At 66.0% G+C, this 13,372-nt stretch carries 16 protein-coding genes; 7 read left to right on the top strand and 9 right to left on the bottom strand.

The genetic code is table 11. The features are described from left to right. Positions 1-86: 86 nt before the first annotated feature. From BM204_RS06610 to BM204_RS06590, 5 genes are all read right to left on the bottom strand, one after another. Positions 87-1,355 carry a calcium-binding protein gene (locus BM204_RS06610; protein WP_170259126.1) on the bottom strand — a complete coding sequence of 423 codons (1,269 nt, stop codon included), beginning with the start codon at positions 1,353-1,355 and terminating at the stop codon, positions 87-89. Positions 1,356-2,153: 798 nt separating this feature from the next. Continuing rightward, complete coding sequence (locus BM204_RS06605) at positions 2,154-2,747, bottom strand: hypothetical protein (protein WP_143099674.1); 594 nt, start codon at positions 2,745-2,747, stop codon at positions 2,154-2,156. Positions 2,748-3,174: 427 nt separating this feature from the next. Beyond that, a complete protein-coding gene (locus tag BM204_RS06600; protein WP_091111438.1) occupies positions 3,175-3,366 on the bottom strand; it encodes a hypothetical protein in 192 nt (63 codons plus the stop codon). A gap of 169 nt (positions 3,367-3,535) precedes the next feature. Next, positions 3,536-4,270, bottom strand: coding sequence for an alpha/beta fold hydrolase (locus BM204_RS06595; protein WP_246166211.1), 735 nt, complete (start codon positions 4,268-4,270; stop codon positions 3,536-3,538). 254 nt (positions 4,271-4,524) lie between these two features. After that, a complete protein-coding gene (locus BM204_RS06590) occupies positions 4,525-4,959 on the bottom strand; it encodes a hypothetical protein (protein ID WP_091111435.1) in 435 nt (144 codons plus the stop codon). 43 nt (positions 4,960-5,002) lie between these two features. Between BM204_RS06590 and BM204_RS06585 the strand changes: the two genes are divergently transcribed. Further along, positions 5,003-5,326 carry a hypothetical protein gene (locus BM204_RS06585; protein WP_218031183.1) on the top strand — a complete coding sequence of 108 codons (324 nt, stop codon included), beginning with the start codon at positions 5,003-5,005 and terminating at the stop codon, positions 5,324-5,326. Positions 5,327-5,444: 118 nt separating this feature from the next. On the opposite strand, the gene BM204_RS22165 is transcribed toward BM204_RS06585, so the two are convergent. Beyond that, complete coding sequence (locus BM204_RS22165) at positions 5,445-6,185, bottom strand: PIN domain-containing protein (protein ID WP_143099673.1); 741 nt, start codon at positions 6,183-6,185, stop codon at positions 5,445-5,447. 332 nt (positions 6,186-6,517) lie between these two features. Between BM204_RS22165 and BM204_RS06580 the strand changes: the two genes are divergently transcribed. From BM204_RS06580 to BM204_RS06570, 3 genes are all read left to right on the top strand, one after another. Beyond that, positions 6,518-6,931, top strand: a complete 414-nt coding sequence (locus BM204_RS06580) for a hypothetical protein (RefSeq protein ID WP_091111432.1) — start codon at positions 6,518-6,520, stop codon at positions 6,929-6,931. 358 nt (positions 6,932-7,289) lie between these two features. After that, entirely contained in the window at positions 7,290-7,796 is a 507-nt protein-coding gene (locus BM204_RS06575) for a SigE family RNA polymerase sigma factor (RefSeq protein ID WP_091111430.1), read from the top strand. A gap of 164 nt (positions 7,797-7,960) precedes the next feature. Then, a complete protein-coding gene (locus BM204_RS06570) occupies positions 7,961-9,178 on the top strand; it encodes a hypothetical protein (RefSeq protein WP_143099672.1) in 1,218 nt (405 codons plus the stop codon). 68 nt (positions 9,179-9,246) lie between these two features. On the opposite strand, the gene BM204_RS22940 is transcribed toward BM204_RS06570, so the two are convergent. The 3 genes from BM204_RS22940 to BM204_RS06560 all read right to left on the bottom strand — a co-directional run bounded on the left by BM204_RS22940 (position 9,247) and on the right by BM204_RS06560 (position 11,054). Continuing rightward, entirely contained in the window at positions 9,247-9,786 is a 540-nt protein-coding gene (locus BM204_RS22940) for a tyrosine-type recombinase/integrase (protein ID WP_218031407.1), read from the bottom strand. A gap of 5 nt (positions 9,787-9,791) precedes the next feature. Beyond that, on the bottom strand, positions 9,792-10,160 hold the full coding sequence (locus BM204_RS22935; protein ID WP_218031408.1) for a phage integrase N-terminal SAM-like domain-containing protein: 369 nt from the start codon (positions 10,158-10,160) through the stop codon (positions 9,792-9,794). Positions 10,161-10,325: 165 nt separating this feature from the next. Then, positions 10,326-11,054, bottom strand: coding sequence for a methyltransferase domain-containing protein (locus BM204_RS06560; protein WP_170259331.1), 729 nt, complete (start codon positions 11,052-11,054; stop codon positions 10,326-10,328). A 268-nt stretch (positions 11,055-11,322) separates the two neighbouring features. Here BM204_RS06560 and BM204_RS06555 point away from each other — a divergent pair, with 268 nt between their 5' ends. Genes BM204_RS06555 through BM204_RS06545 form a run of 3 tightly spaced genes read left to right on the top strand, consistent with a single transcriptional unit; the run spans position 11,323 to position 13,262 of the window. Beyond that, positions 11,323-11,832, top strand: a complete 510-nt coding sequence (locus tag BM204_RS06555; protein ID WP_091111425.1) for a SigE family RNA polymerase sigma factor — start codon at positions 11,323-11,325, stop codon at positions 11,830-11,832. Further along, positions 11,829-12,821, top strand: coding sequence for a hypothetical protein (locus BM204_RS06550; protein ID WP_091111424.1), 993 nt, complete (start codon positions 11,829-11,831; stop codon positions 12,819-12,821). Before BM204_RS06555 ends, BM204_RS06550 begins: the two co-directional genes overlap by 4 nt. A 51-nt stretch (positions 12,822-12,872) precedes the next feature. Further along, entirely contained in the window at positions 12,873-13,262 is a 390-nt protein-coding gene (locus BM204_RS06545; RefSeq protein WP_091111422.1) for a PASTA domain-containing protein, read from the top strand. Positions 13,263-13,372 lie beyond the last annotated feature (110 nt).

The raw sequence follows: 13,372 nt of genomic DNA, 5'->3' as shown, positions 1-13,372 counted from the left end.
CGGTAGGAGCGTGCCACTTCGCGCGCGACGTCAGCCGAGGACATGTACGTCTGTGTAGACATCAAGGCGCGGAGGGTTTGAAGCTCCTACTTCTCGCAGCCGCGCCGGACCTCGGCGCGGCAGGTGTCGCGTCCAGACTCTCCTCGGGCTTCGTCGCGTCCGGGGCCTCCGACGAGCGTGTCGTTGAACTCCCCGCCGCGCAGCAGGTCGTTGCCGCTGCCCCCGAAGAGCACGTCGCGGTAGATGTCGCCGCGGAGCACGTCATCGCCCGCCCCGCCCCTCATCTCGCGCGTAGGCGCCGTTTGCTCGTCGCAGGGGAAGTCCTGGAAGGGGTCGAGGGCCGTGTGCAGCAAGTCGTCGCCCTCCGCCCCGGTGATCGTGATGTGGCAGCCGTCGGCCGCCAGGTGGTTGCGCTGCTGGTCGCCGACGAGGGTGACCCGGAATCCGTAAAGGTGCAGGCCCTCTATGGCGGCGAGCTTGATGGCTGGCACGTCGGACCCCGGAAAAGTGATGTCCTGGGTCACCAGGTCGCCACGGATCTCCTGGGGGAATGTCGTGGACGGCGGGACGTCGATGCGCGGACTGAAGAGGTCGAGACCGGGCCCACCGTCGTAGATCGGCAGTCCGCCGTTGGGCTCGACGCTGAGTTCCAGGCGATCGTCGCCGGCACCGAGCACCAGCCGGTCCCGAACACGTGATGCGATGACGCGGTCGTTGCCGGCCCCCACATCCACCGAACCCACTCCGCCTGCGATCACGGCGTCGTCGCCGGCGCCTGTGACCGCTGTGCCAATAGAGCGAGCCTCGACCACGTCATCTGCTGGCCCGCCAGTGAAGGATGCGAGGTCCTGGCGCGGGAATCGGAACTGCGTGAAAGAGGTCCAGCGCAGCATGGTGGCGCCGTCGCGGGTGGCGCGCTGCGTCGTGTTGTCGACCTGCCAGCCAGCAGCGTCCGCACCGGACCCGAACCTCAATGCGTCGGCGCCAGCGCCCCCGACGAGGCGTTGCTCCGCGCTGGTCGCCGCGAGGTCGACCTCGTCCGGACCGGCGCCCAGATCGACGTCGTCCTCGCCTCGGGCGACAACCTGGTCCTGACCCGGCCCGGTCCACACCCGGTCACGCTCAATGTCGGCCCCGGTCAGGACGTAGTCGCGTCGGTCTCCGCCGACGTAGCGGTCGGCTCCTGCACCGAGTCGGACTTGAGTCGCGCTGCGCCCGCTGAGACGGTTGAGAATCACATCCGTACCTGGGCCTGCGTCGACGAGAACAGTGCCCGCCCCGACCGAGCCGGTGAGACAGATAGTGTCGTTTCCGCCCCGTGCATGCACGGAGCGGGCGCCGTCGCTGATGATCACGTCGTCCCGCACCGTGCCCTGGATCTCGCCCCTGGCGCGGTTGGCTCCCAGGATGGTGACGGGCTTGCCCTGACACGCTTGGCTGGCGGCTGCCCGGTCGACAACAGGAATGGCGACCGCCGTAGACGCATGCACGGCAGTCGCCCCACAGCCGATCAAGACAGTGGTACCGAGCAGGAGTCGCAGCGGTTGAAGTGTCATGAGCACAGCCTACGGAGAGGGTCGCCTACGACTCGGCCCACCCGGCTGAACGCAGGCCGCCCTCTGCCGCGCAGGCCGCCCCCTGCGCGGCAGTCGGTCCGTGCGCCAGGAACGCACGCTCATCGGCAGGACCGCGCCGGTCGCGGCAGAGTCGTACATATTGCAGGTGCCAAGTCCACTTGTGCCGAGGTAGCCTGCTGGTCTCGCCTCGCCCCTGGGGCGGACGGGCTACGGCAGGTTTCGATCCTGTGTGGCGACCGTGATCCGTAAACAGTGGTCCGACCACATCGGCAGGGGTTGCCTGGGTGGCCGGTCGCGAGACCGCCGCCCAGGTCCTGCATCACGGCACACAACTACACACTCTGATGAACCCGCCCAAGGCGTGCCTACCCGGTAAGGGTGCGTCCTGCCCGCTGCTGGCGAGGGTGGCTGCCCGTTCGAGCCGGGCCGGGTCCGAGGAAGCTCACTTCTCAGCGGGGGATGTCGGGGCTTCCGCCACGTGCTCGCCGCACTGCCACATGCGGCATGGTCGGGCTCCGCCCGCAGTGCGGCATGGTCGTGCGGAGCCCGCTGGGCGGCAAGAGCGGATGGTGTCTCCTACCCTAGGAGTGCTCGAAGGCGGATGCCGTCGCCGACCCGCTGGCTGCCGACGCGCCAGCCCTCCCGGTACGTGAGTTCGGAACTCGGGACCTCGATCACGCCCTCGGTGGTGGGCGTGATCCGCATGAGGACCTGAGGGTTCTCACTGGACTCCCAGGTGATCGGTGTGCCATCGACAGGCTCCAACGTGGCGCAGTGCTCCTCGGCCCCCGCTTCGTCTACGGAGCCGATGCTGCCGCCGCCGGGCCGCACGGGGATGCAGATGAAGTGCTTGATCTCGGCTCGCGCGCTGTTGCGTTCGACGACCGGCTCGGCGTCCTCAAGGGTGATGGTGCCCTTGGGGTCGCCGTACGTGACTCCCACATAGATCGACTTGCCCACTGGCCACGCTCGGGCGACCTGGCCGATGCTGCCGTCTGCGTCAGCGAAGGCGTGCGGATGACGCCAGACCCAGGCGAGCACACTCAGCGCGATCACGAGGGTGAGCGTCGTTGCGGCGGCAAGGACTGTGCGCCAACGTGCGACCGGCGTCCCTGCCCGGGACTCGCGCGGCCGAGAAGCGCCGCCCGGCGAGGAGGAGATGTCGATCACGACCCCCTAACGGCGTGAAGGGCTCGGGAGTTACGTGAAGCAGCGGCTGCCGGACGTTCGCGCATCGACTACCGCTCGGGTCGCGGCAGAAGCGTGCGTCTTCGAGCGCACGCTACGCGGCAGAAGCGTGCGTCTTCGAGCGCACGCTACGCGGCAGAAGCGTGCGTCTTCGAGCGCACGCTACGCGGCAGAAGCGTGCGTCTTCGAGCGCACGCTACGCGGCAGAAGCGTGCGTCTTCGAGCGCACGCTACGCGGCATGAGCGGACGATTGTCCCTAGACTGAGCCACCGGCCATCCCAGCAGGTAAGAGACAGAGACGGGTTCCACCGCAGGGTGGGAGAAGTACTGGGAAGTAGACCCCGCCTGTCCGCCGACCTCTACGCGGCATGAGAGTGCGATGGTCTGCCCTCAGCCACTGGCCTCTTGTCAGGCGTCGCCACCAGGCTCGTCGCGCCCCCTGACCAGCCTGCGAAACACTGCGAAGGCTGAGAACACGACCAGCGCGGTCAAAGTGGTCCACCCGGCAGGGTCGTGCCCACCGTCGAGCCCGAGCGCAAAGGTACCTACGACCACAACGGCGACGAAGCCGAATAGCGTCCACGCAATGGGTTTCGTCATGCGGACGATGCTACCCGCGCGACTTGTCCGCTCATCGGCACGACCGAGCACGACTCGCGGCAGAGTCGGGCGTCCAATGGGGCCTGTGACAACACGGCACATTGTCGGCGCGCCTGCACGCGACTCCGCCTACGGCGATGGGTGCTCTCGTCGGTTGGGCGAGCGACAATCAGTCGGTGCTGTCGAGGATCAGTCGGGTCGCTTCGAGCGGTGCGTCCCATTGTGGGAAGTGACCGCACCGCTCGAACCAGTGCAGCACCGCGTCGGGGTACAGCTCCGTGGCGCGTGTGGCCTGTCTCGGCACGGTGACCAGGTCGCGACGCCCCCACCCGATCGTGACCCGACCGGGTACGGTCCCGGCCGGAGCGCCCTGTTGCTTGGGCCCCTTGGTCAGGGCGTTCAGTGCGGCGATTGTCGCCGGGGAGTCGGCCAGCCCTCGCACATCCGGCAGCACGGTCTCTCGCGACAGCGCCCAGGGCCTCGCCGACAACTGCGCCAACAGCAAAGTCCGTCCTACCGAGCTGCCGAGAAGTGTTGGCAGCATGCCGCGCAGCACTCGGACCAGTGCGATCGAAGGCCGCAGCGTGGCGCCGAAGACCAAGCGCTCGCGGTCGCTCCAGAACCCTCCCGGGTCCAGCGCCACGGTGTCGCCGCCGACACCACGCCGCGCTAGCTCCAGCACAATTCGCCCGCCCATTGACTGGCCGACGGTGGAAACCCCGTTCAGCCCCTGTTCGCGGATGAAGTCCGCGACAGAATCGGTCAGGGCGGCGATCGAGACCTCACCGGTCAAGGACGGAGTGTCACCGAACCCTGGTAGGTCGACAGCAATGACTTCTCGGTGCTCGGCCAGTCCGTCGAGAATCGGGGCCCAGGAATGCCACCCTGCGCCCAGACCGTGCACTAGCAACAGCGGGCTGCCGCTTCCGCGTCGAACATGGTTTAACGTCACGTCCGAGACGTTAGCCGCACCATCCCAGGCGCGGCGGCACCGCGAGCGGAACCATCACGAGGACGCTGCAAGCCACCGAGCGTGCAGCCCGTCCCATCCGTGCGCAACACGCGCTCATCAAGCATGAGCGGGCGGTTCAGCCGGTGGCGCATGTCCAACTGCGGTACATCCGCTTAACCAGTCCACTTCGCGGCAGATGAGTGCGTTCAGCCGAGTGCCTCGACGGCACTCGATACGGCGGTCGCGTACTGCTCGCGCTCGAACGCGAAGGGCCCAAAGCCCTGGAAGTCCCAGTCAGGCCGGTGCTCTTGCCCGAAGTCTGACCAGGTGACCTCGGTAGCAGTTATCGCGATGCGCGCTGTCAGCGGCCAGCATCCAACCTCGCCACAGTCGCAGCCAAGCAGCCAGGCGTGATGGGGGCTGGGCCACTGGCGTTCCTCGCGTGCCTCGTAGTAGAGCCGTAGGTCGCCGAAGTTGAAGTGCGCGGGGATGATTCCGGCGTAGCCGCCCGATGGCTCGTAGCCTCGCTGCGCCTCGAACACAGCCACGAGTTCGATGAGCGACTGGCCGTCAATCGCCGGGACGAGCGCCTTCGCGCCGCTCTCAACGGCAACGACTACAAAGCGCAAAACATTCATCACACGGCCAGCCTGTCACGGTTCGGGGACCCATCCGCTCATCGACATGACCGCGCACTACTCGCGGCAGAAGCGTGCGTCTTCGAGCGCACGCTACGCGGCAGAGTCGGGTGGTTCCGGCAGGATGCCGGGCATGACGGACGGTGGCGAAGTGAGCATCTCAATGACCTCCGACGAGGCGTTGGTTCTCTTCGACCTCCTGCATCGCTGGGAGGACGACGAGCAGGTGACGCCTCCCCAAAACGAGGCTGAGCAAATTGCCTTGTGGGCCGTCTCGGCACTTATAGAGAGGGTGCTGGTCGAACCGTTCGGCCCGGATTACTCGCGGCTCGTATCAGAAGCGCGAACGCGCCTAACCCCTACTGACTGACCGCCCGCTCATCGGCACAGGAGCCCGCAGTGCGGCAAGAAGCGTGCGTCTTCGAGCGCACGCTACGCGGCAAGAAGCGTGCGTCTTCGAGCGCACGCTACGCGGCAAGAGCGGACGTCTACATTAGCCGAGCGATGGACCGATGACGGTGACGCGCTAACGCATCCGTCACCACGGTGTCAGACACTCCATGCTTGGCGCGTCCATCGCGAACCGTTGCAACAAAACGGGCGATGTGAGGGTCGGGGTCGTTCTCAAGCGCCTCTAGCACGTCAGAACGACGGCTATACCAGCGGACGACGCAGTCGCGGACAGTCGCTGACTTGTCTCGAAGCAGCCGTTGCAGTTGTTCTTCCGACGCTCTGTACGACGTGGCCACAGAGCAGCGCACCATACGGTCGGAGTCGTGCGACAGAGCCTCGATGACATCGTCAGGAGTAAGCGCAACCCTCGGAAGGACGCTACGGACCTGATTATCTGGGTCGAGTGCAAGCGTTCGGAGGACTTTTTCGTTACGAGTCAATAGGGCCAGGTTCGTGCGCACGTGCCGCTCTGGGTCCTGAATGAGACGTTCCACCACTTCAGGGGTGAGGTCTTGACGTCTCGTGACGGCCACTCGCACCGAACTGTTCGCAGCACCTAACGCCACTTCCAGTGCCGAAGGTTTGGGGTTCTCTGCAACCCCGTATCGGGGAAGGTGATGCCGGTCCTCCACGAGCAGTTCGAGCACGTCGTCCGGTGTGCACACGTTCCTCGCAACAGCCGTTCTCACCGCCGTAAATCTGCTCGTCGACAACTCGCGTAGTTCGTCAGGGTCGGTCGACTGCTCTGCAAACAAAGCGATCTCGTTCGGCCTCATGTCCCCAGCGTGTCACATAGCACCGACCCAGTTCGAAGGCTACGCGAGGATTTGGGCAAGGTCGCGGCATGACCGAATGGGCCGCAGCGCACGCTATCTGCGGCATGGTCGGGCGGAGCCCGCTACGCGGCAGAAGCGTGCGTCTTCGAGCGCACGCTACGCGGCAGAAGCGTGCGTCTTCGAGCGCACGCTACGCGGCAGAAGCGTGCGTCTTCGAGCGCACGCTACGCGGCAGAAGCGTGCGTCTTCGAGCGCACGCTACGCGGCAGAAGCGTGCGTCTTCGAGCGCACGCTACGCGGCAGAGTCGGGCGTTTCAGGAGACAATGCCAGGGTGACGATTGGGCACGGCAAGGCCAGCGAGCGCCTCATCGAGCAACGGGTGCGCAACCGCATCATTGAGTACCTAGAGTTGGCGGCGTCGTTCGAGGAACAGCAGCAGTATGAGCGCAACGTACCCATCGCCCACGTCCCGTACGAGGTCATCAACCAATGGGGCGACCAAGTGTGGAAGCACCCGCGCGAGAACCCGCACAACGGCGACATCTACGACGCGGCCGAGGTGGAGGCGCTCTGCCGTTACCAAGAGGTCTTAGAGGCAACGACGCGTGCACTGCCAGACGACTATCCGCCACTCAACAAGGTGCAAGCGATGCCTGAGTGGGCGTCTCTACGTGAGACCGCCGAGCAAGCCCTAGGAGTCCTGATGCAACGGGGCAAGTTCTCCGAGGACCGCGAGATTGACTAACCGAGGTGACCTCACATGGGGCATGCGATGCAGTGTTCATCAAGTTCGCTAAGCACGCGAGCATTGACTGAGTACCCGAGGGGGCGTCGCGACCGAGTTGAGAAGGGTGCAACGTCCGTGCATTTGGTGCGACGAGGACCGCAAGCGTGGCCGCTTGCGGGCGACTGTCGCGACCTCGATGAAGCCGGTGCGTCCGACGTCCCAGCCCCTAATGGTGCGCGCCGCTCTGCTGAAGGCTTGGTAGGCAGACGAGCGCCAGTGTTGCCGGTAGCGCTGGCGGGCCGCGCGCCAGTCATCATCAAGACCCACCGGACCGTTCGGCGGAACCTTTCGCGCCGCTCGTGTTGTCTGAGGGGTGATGGACGAGAACGGACACGACGACTTCACCGCCTACGCGTCGGGACGCTGGGCGTCCCTGGTGCGCGCCGCGGTGCTGCTGGGATGCTCGCACGCGGACGCTGAGGACGCCGCCCAGGCTGCTCTGGTGAAGACGTGGGCGCACTGGGGCCGGGTCCGTCAGCCGGCGGAACCGGACGCTTACGTCTACCGGATCATGGTGAACGACTTGTCCACGTCCAGGCGCCGCCGGTGGTGGGGTGAGAAGCCCACAGCGGTGCTGCCCGACCGGACCCAGCGTGACCGCACCGGTGACGTGGACCTGCGCCGTGCCGTGGTGGCCGCGCTGGGTCAGCTGCCGGTGGAGCAGCAGCAGGTGCTGGTGCTGCGCTTCGTGGCGGACCTGAGCGAGCGCGCTACCGCCGAGGTGCTCGGTGTGGCCCTCGGGACGGTCAAGAGCCGCACCTCAAGGGGCATCGCCGCCTTGGACCCTGCCGACTTCGCCGCCTATGTGGAGGACGACCTGTGATGACCGAACCTGCCCCCGAGGACCGCCGGGTCGAGCTCTTGACCCGCGCCCGTGACGCCATCGTCGTAGCGCCGCTGGACGCGGGCCGCCTGGTGGGGTTGGCGCGGTCGCGTCGGAGGCGACGCCGTGGTGCCGCGGCTGCGGTGCTCGCGTCAGCGCTGGTCGTGACCGTGCTGGCGGTGACGAACCTGGGGGCCGACAACAACCCGGTCCGGCCTGCCGGCGCGGTCGATGGCGAACATGAGTCAACCCCGTTCCCGGCGCCTCCGGCCGGGATGAAGTGGGTCGGGCAGAACGGCGTGGTTGTCGCTGTCCCTGCCTTGTGGCCGGTCAGCGAGTCACCTTGTGGCACCGGGGCGCCCGGTGAGGTCCTTGACGGGACCATGGCCTCTTCGGTGGGTTGCATCCTTCAACCGCAGAGCATCGCCCGGGTGATGTTCACGCCTCTCGCGGCAGATCCGTTCCCGACAACGGCCCGCGGCTGCGACGAGTCCGCCCCTCCCTTCTGCTACGGCGGTGAAGTTTTCCCAGATCAGGGAATGTCGGTGTGGGTCAGCATCAAGCTTGATGACGCCGAGGCGCAGGTGAAGCGCATCTTGGGCAGCGCGATGGTGCTCCCGGCCGGGTGGACGACGGTGCCGTTCGACTCAGGGGCCGCGCTGGCCGAGCGAGTGACCAGGCTCGAGCAGGCTGGGTTCACTGTCGAGGTCACCGATTCGGGGGCCGTCGGCCGCTTCAACATCCACACCACCCCTGAGCTAGGTGCACCCATCGAAGAGGGCGCCACCATCACACTCTCGGCCGTCGGCGGCGTGCCTGCCGGTGGTGCGGAAGCACCCGTGGAGGTGGCGGCCCTGCCTTGCCCGCCGACTGACCGAGGCGCCGTGGACCTCGATGTTTCCGGACCGGGACGGGCAAGACCGGAGGAGGCCGCCGCCCCGTACATCGACGCAGTTCTGGTCCTCGCCTCACGAACCCAGACCCAGGCCACCGTCTACGAGGTTGCCGAGAACGGTCTTGCCGCCCGGGTCTTCTTCCTCAGCCGACGTCCCGACGGATGGTGGCCGGACGCCTACCAGGGGTGCGGGAAGGATGACGCCGCCACTCCGAGCGCCCTGACATGTGGTGGGCGGTCGATGATCTCGGCGGCCCCACCGTTCGGAAACCCGGACGGTGTCGGAACTCGAGGAGAGGCCATCGGGGTATTCCTCACCTCGCGCGTCGCGGCAGCCCTAGATTCGACGGCCGCGTACGTCATCGAGGGACCCGGGCGCGGTGCCTGGTTGCTGCGAGATGACGGGTCCGCTCACGCGCACGTCAACTTCGAGACCAGCAACGGCTACGCCGTGTGGGGATACCAGGCCTGCGCAGGACAGCCGTGAGCCTAGTGTGCCGCTGACCAGATCACGACATAGACAACGACCGCTCATCGGCAGAGTCGGGCTGATTGCTAGGTGCCGGACGACATGTACGCGGCGAGGATGTAATTGGGGTGCCGGTCGAGGTTGTTGCGTGCCCGGTCGTAGCGCATCGTGGTCCGCGGGTCGGCGTGGCGGGCAGCGATCTGGACGTCTCGGAGGTCGACGCCGGCGTCGAGCATAGTGGTGACGAAGGTGTGGCGCAGCATGTGAGGGTGCATGCGAGCGGTGAGCACCCGACCTTGCTTGGCGAGGTCTCGGAGCCGTCGGGTTGCGCAATGGCGGTCCATGCGGCTTCCGGTTCCGCTGCGCAGGATCGGCCCACCTTCACGATCACCGACCGCCCGGTCCAGTGCCCGCGCGACCGCGGGCGGGAGCGGAACCAGGACGACCTTGGTTCCCTTGCCGCAGACCTTCAGGACCCGGTGTCCGTGGCTCTTGCCCATGTTCTCGATGTCGGAACCGGTGGCTTCGAAGATCCGAAGTCCGAGCAGCCCGAGCATCGCAACCAGAGCGAAGTCGTTGGGGTTGGTCGAGTCGCGCGCGGTGCTCAGCATCGCCTCGAACTGCAAGTGACTCAGGCCAAGGTTGGTGATTCGGGCGGCACGTGTGGTCGCCGGACATAGTCGGCGGGCGAGTGCTCAAGTACTCCGTCGATGACACAGGTGCGGAAGAACCCGATGACCACCGAAAGGCGCCGCGAGACCGTTGAAGGCTTATAGCGGGCCTGTTCTTGCATCCAGCGGACATATAGTTCGATGTGCGGTCGTTGAGCTTGCAGCGGTTGTAGTCCTCGTTCCTGGCACCACGACACGAAGGCGCGCAGGTCCGTGGCAGCGTGCTTGCGGGACAGGTCTTTGTAGCGGGCGAGGTAGGCAGCTATCGCCAGGTGTAGACGGTCTTCAACGGGTAGTGATGCGCTCGGCGCGAGAAGGATGGTTTCCATCTCACCATCGGCGCACCGGAGTCCGTCATGGTCAAGTGCGCCAGCTGCCTTGCGCCCGACTCTGCCGATGTGAGGGCGTTCGAGTCGGGTGCCGCGCTCGTCTGCCGCGCGGCATCCTCGGGTTCCAGAAGTCCAAGCACCCCTGCGCTACGTGTCAGCGCGGGATCAGGGAGTTGCCTCGCGACCCACCGGGCGAAGCGCACATGTCTCCCGGCGCTTCCAGCGGGGTGGTTGGCGGTAGTAGGACTTCAGCCCGCCTCGTGACTTCGGAGGTACGGCGTTCCAGTCGGTCCATGTGACCTCGTAGCCAAGTGATCGCGCCATGACTTCCATGGCGCTGCGGCTGGGAATGCCGACCGGGGCCATTGCTTGGTCGGGTGTGTAGGCAACGGAGTTGAGGTGACTGCTGGTCGGCTCTTCTGCCAGTCTGATGACGGGCTCTTCGGCCAGGGCGAACTCGCTGTCGATGATGATCAATTTCGGACGCATCTGGTGGCACAGGTTCAGCAGGCCGTAGTGGTCCATGACGTGGTAATAGAGACCGTAGATGGCAACGACATCGAACTGTTCCTCGTCGGCGGCCAGGAGTGGGAGTTGTTCGTAGACATCGCCGTGGATGAAGCGGACCTTGGACTTGAGATCAGAATCGGGGTACGCCTCGAATTGCGCGCTCTGGTCAGCCCGTACCTCGACTCCGACGACCTCTCGGGCACCCGCTGCGCTCAGCGCGTACGACCAGCGGCCATCGTGCGAGGCGAGATCAAGCACTCGGGCGTCCTTGATGTCCTCGGCGAACTGTCCGATGAGGAACCTGTGTCGTTTGTTGAGGCGGTTGATGCTGAGTTTCTTCCCCGCGTAGCGCGGGTTGTCCGAGAGAAAGTCGAAGAAGGGCACCGGTCGGATGCTACGTGACCGCACGGGTTGACCCGTGCACCCAGCCGTACGTTCGATGTCGCTGAGAGCGATGCGACCCGTCCGTGTTGCCCGCTGACGGCATCCGCATCTGCCGCGACCGGCGCGGTCCTGCCGAGATGAGTGCGTTCCTCGGTCGCCATGCTGAAGGCACTGGGACGGGGTTCAGTCCACTCGTCTGGGTGTTGCGGGAACCTTATGTCGGGGCCGCCCCGTCAAAGGAGGAGAGCGAACGAGCCAGGGAGCCTGAATGAGCGAGGATGACGGAGACTTCTCCGCCTTTGCGAGCGCCCGTTGGGGCCCGATGGTTCGGTCTGCCATCGTGCTGGGTTGCACGGTCGATCAGGCACATGACCTGGTGCAGTCAACCTTGATGCGGTGCTACATCAAGTGGGCGAAGGTGCAGCGCGCGGATAACCGCGACGCCTACGTGTACCGGGTCCTGCTCAACTGCTACCGGGACAGCAGACGACGCCACTGGTGGGGCGAACGACCCACCGACACGCTCCCTGACGCGGGTGTTGCTGACACTGCCGACGGCGTGGCTGTAGCCGATGCCATTCATCGGGCGATGCGCGACCTGAGCCACGACCACCGCGAGGTGGTGGTCCTCCGGTACTACGCGCAGATGACCGAAGCGCAGACCGCCCAGTTCCTCGGCACTTCTCTCGGGACGGTCAAGAGCCGTCACTCCCGCGCGATGGCGAAACTGGCCGTCAGCCCGCATCTGTCAGACATCTCTGAAGGGCACCTGTCATGAACGAACGCCACCGGACCCTCCTCGACGACCTCGACGAGGCTTCCGTTGGGGCAGCACCGGTCGGGCATCTGCTGACCGGCGGGCAGGCCGCGAAGCGCCGTAAGCAAAGCGCTTTCGTTGCGGGGGCGGCAGCCGTGACCGCGCTGGTGGTCGGCGGAAGTGCCCTGGCTCTCCAAGGTATCCCTGGCGGCAGCGCCGACCGCGACAGCAATGACCTGCTGACCGCAGAGTCTGCGGGCCCTGACCTGGCAGTAGAGGCGGCAATTGGTGTCTCGGAGCCTCTTGCAGCCCTGATTGACGGACAGGACGGGAGGGTGGCCATCTGGAACCCTGGGGACCGCACCCTCGCGTTCGTACCTGACGCGGTGTACATGAGCGGTTGCCCACCATTGGGGACCGCGAAGTTCACCAACTCCGGGGCCGTGACACTCATCGTCCGGAATGACCTGACCCCCGACGTGTGTGGCACCGACATGCAGTCCGCCACCGTGACCATCGACGGCCTCACCACTGCCCCCCCAGAGTTGACTGTCATCGTCTCAGGCGAAACCGACACCATCCCAGTCAAGTTCCTCCCGGACGGTCAGGCGCCAACGCGAAACGGCCATCGGGAGTCGACGTCGCAGTCAGTTCCCGTGTCTTGGTACGCGGGGATGCCCCGAGGAGCCGCGCCCGCGACAGGCAGGGACGGCCGAGTCACGCCTATGGCCGTTTCGTGGGTCAAAGGTGAATCGAAAATCCAGGTGACTGTGTGGGGGTCCAGTTCGTGTCCGTCCGTTGCCGAGACCGCGTCCGTATCTGACTCCGGGAACGCAGTGACGCTCGTCGAACGACGCCACGGGGACGTGGGCGAGGACATTCCCTGTACGGCAGACGTAGCGCCAGCGACGTCGATCGTCGACGTACCTCAGCGGGTGGTGGAAGCCACCAAGGTGCGCGTCATCTTTATGGCCGAGAACGGCGCGGAGTTTGTCCTCATGCTGGCGTGACACCCGCCCGCTTCTGCCGCGTTCCGCGCGGGGTCATGCTGAGACTGGACCATGCGCGAGTTCCGCCGTGGTCCACTTCTCGGCATGGAACGGTTGCGTTGGCGAAGTCGTCAGACAAGCGTGAGTTCATCCGTCGCTCTGTGCATTCTGACGCCCCTGCTGATGCTCACTGCATGCAGCAGCGGACAGTCGCCGCAAACGCAAACGCCCTCGAAGGTCGCTGAACAGCACGCGCCGGTGTTGGTGCCGGATGTGCTGGGGGTGCCGCTCGACGAGGGCAAAGACAGCTTGGAGCGGCTTGGGCTCGTGGCCCAGTATGAACCCCGCAACTGCGGTCCCACGGACTCGTGTGCGTCGAATCTGGTCATCGGGCTCGTGCCTGAAGCGGGGTCATCGGTTTCAGTCGGTAGCACCGTCACCCTCATCTACTACGGCGCGTAGGGCCCTCGGCCGCGACTGAACATCCGCTTCTGCCGCCCAGCAGGCTCCGCCCGACCCTGCCGCGTAGCGTGCGCTCGAAGACGCACGCTTCTGCCGCGTAGCGTGCGCTC

Source organism: Nocardioides psychrotolerans (genome assembly GCF_900113685.1).
Lineage (GTDB): Bacteria > Actinomycetota > Actinomycetes > Propionibacteriales > Nocardioidaceae > Nocardioides > Nocardioides psychrotolerans.
The sequence above is the reverse complement of the archived record's forward strand: the minus strand, read 5'-3'. Positions and strand labels throughout refer to the sequence as shown.

Excerpts from the sequence above, each read along its gene's own strand:
- BM204_RS06600 (WP_091111438.1), bottom strand. The coding sequence starts at position 3,366 with ATGACGAAACCCATTGCGTGGACGCTATTCGGCTTCGTCGCCGTTGTG.
- BM204_RS06585 (WP_218031183.1), top strand. The coding sequence starts at position 5,003 with ATGACCGCGCACTACTCGCGGCAGAAGCGTGCGTCTTCGAGCGCACGC.
- BM204_RS06550 (WP_091111424.1), top strand. The coding sequence starts at position 11,829 with ATGAACGAACGCCACCGGACCCTCCTCGACGACCTCGACGAGGCTTCC.
- BM204_RS06555 (WP_091111425.1), top strand. The coding sequence starts at position 11,323 with ATGAGCGAGGATGACGGAGACTTCTCCGCCTTTGCGAGCGCCCGTTGG.
- BM204_RS22165 (WP_143099673.1), bottom strand. The coding sequence starts at position 6,185 with ATGAGGCCGAACGAGATCGCTTTGTTTGCAGAGCAGTCGACCGACCCT.
- BM204_RS06575 (WP_091111430.1), top strand. The coding sequence starts at position 7,290 with ATGGACGAGAACGGACACGACGACTTCACCGCCTACGCGTCGGGACGC.
- BM204_RS06545 (WP_091111422.1), top strand. The coding sequence starts at position 12,873 with ATGCGCGAGTTCCGCCGTGGTCCACTTCTCGGCATGGAACGGTTGCGT.
- BM204_RS22935 (WP_218031408.1), bottom strand. The coding sequence starts at position 10,160 with ATGGAAACCATCCTTCTCGCGCCGAGCGCATCACTACCCGTTGAAGAC.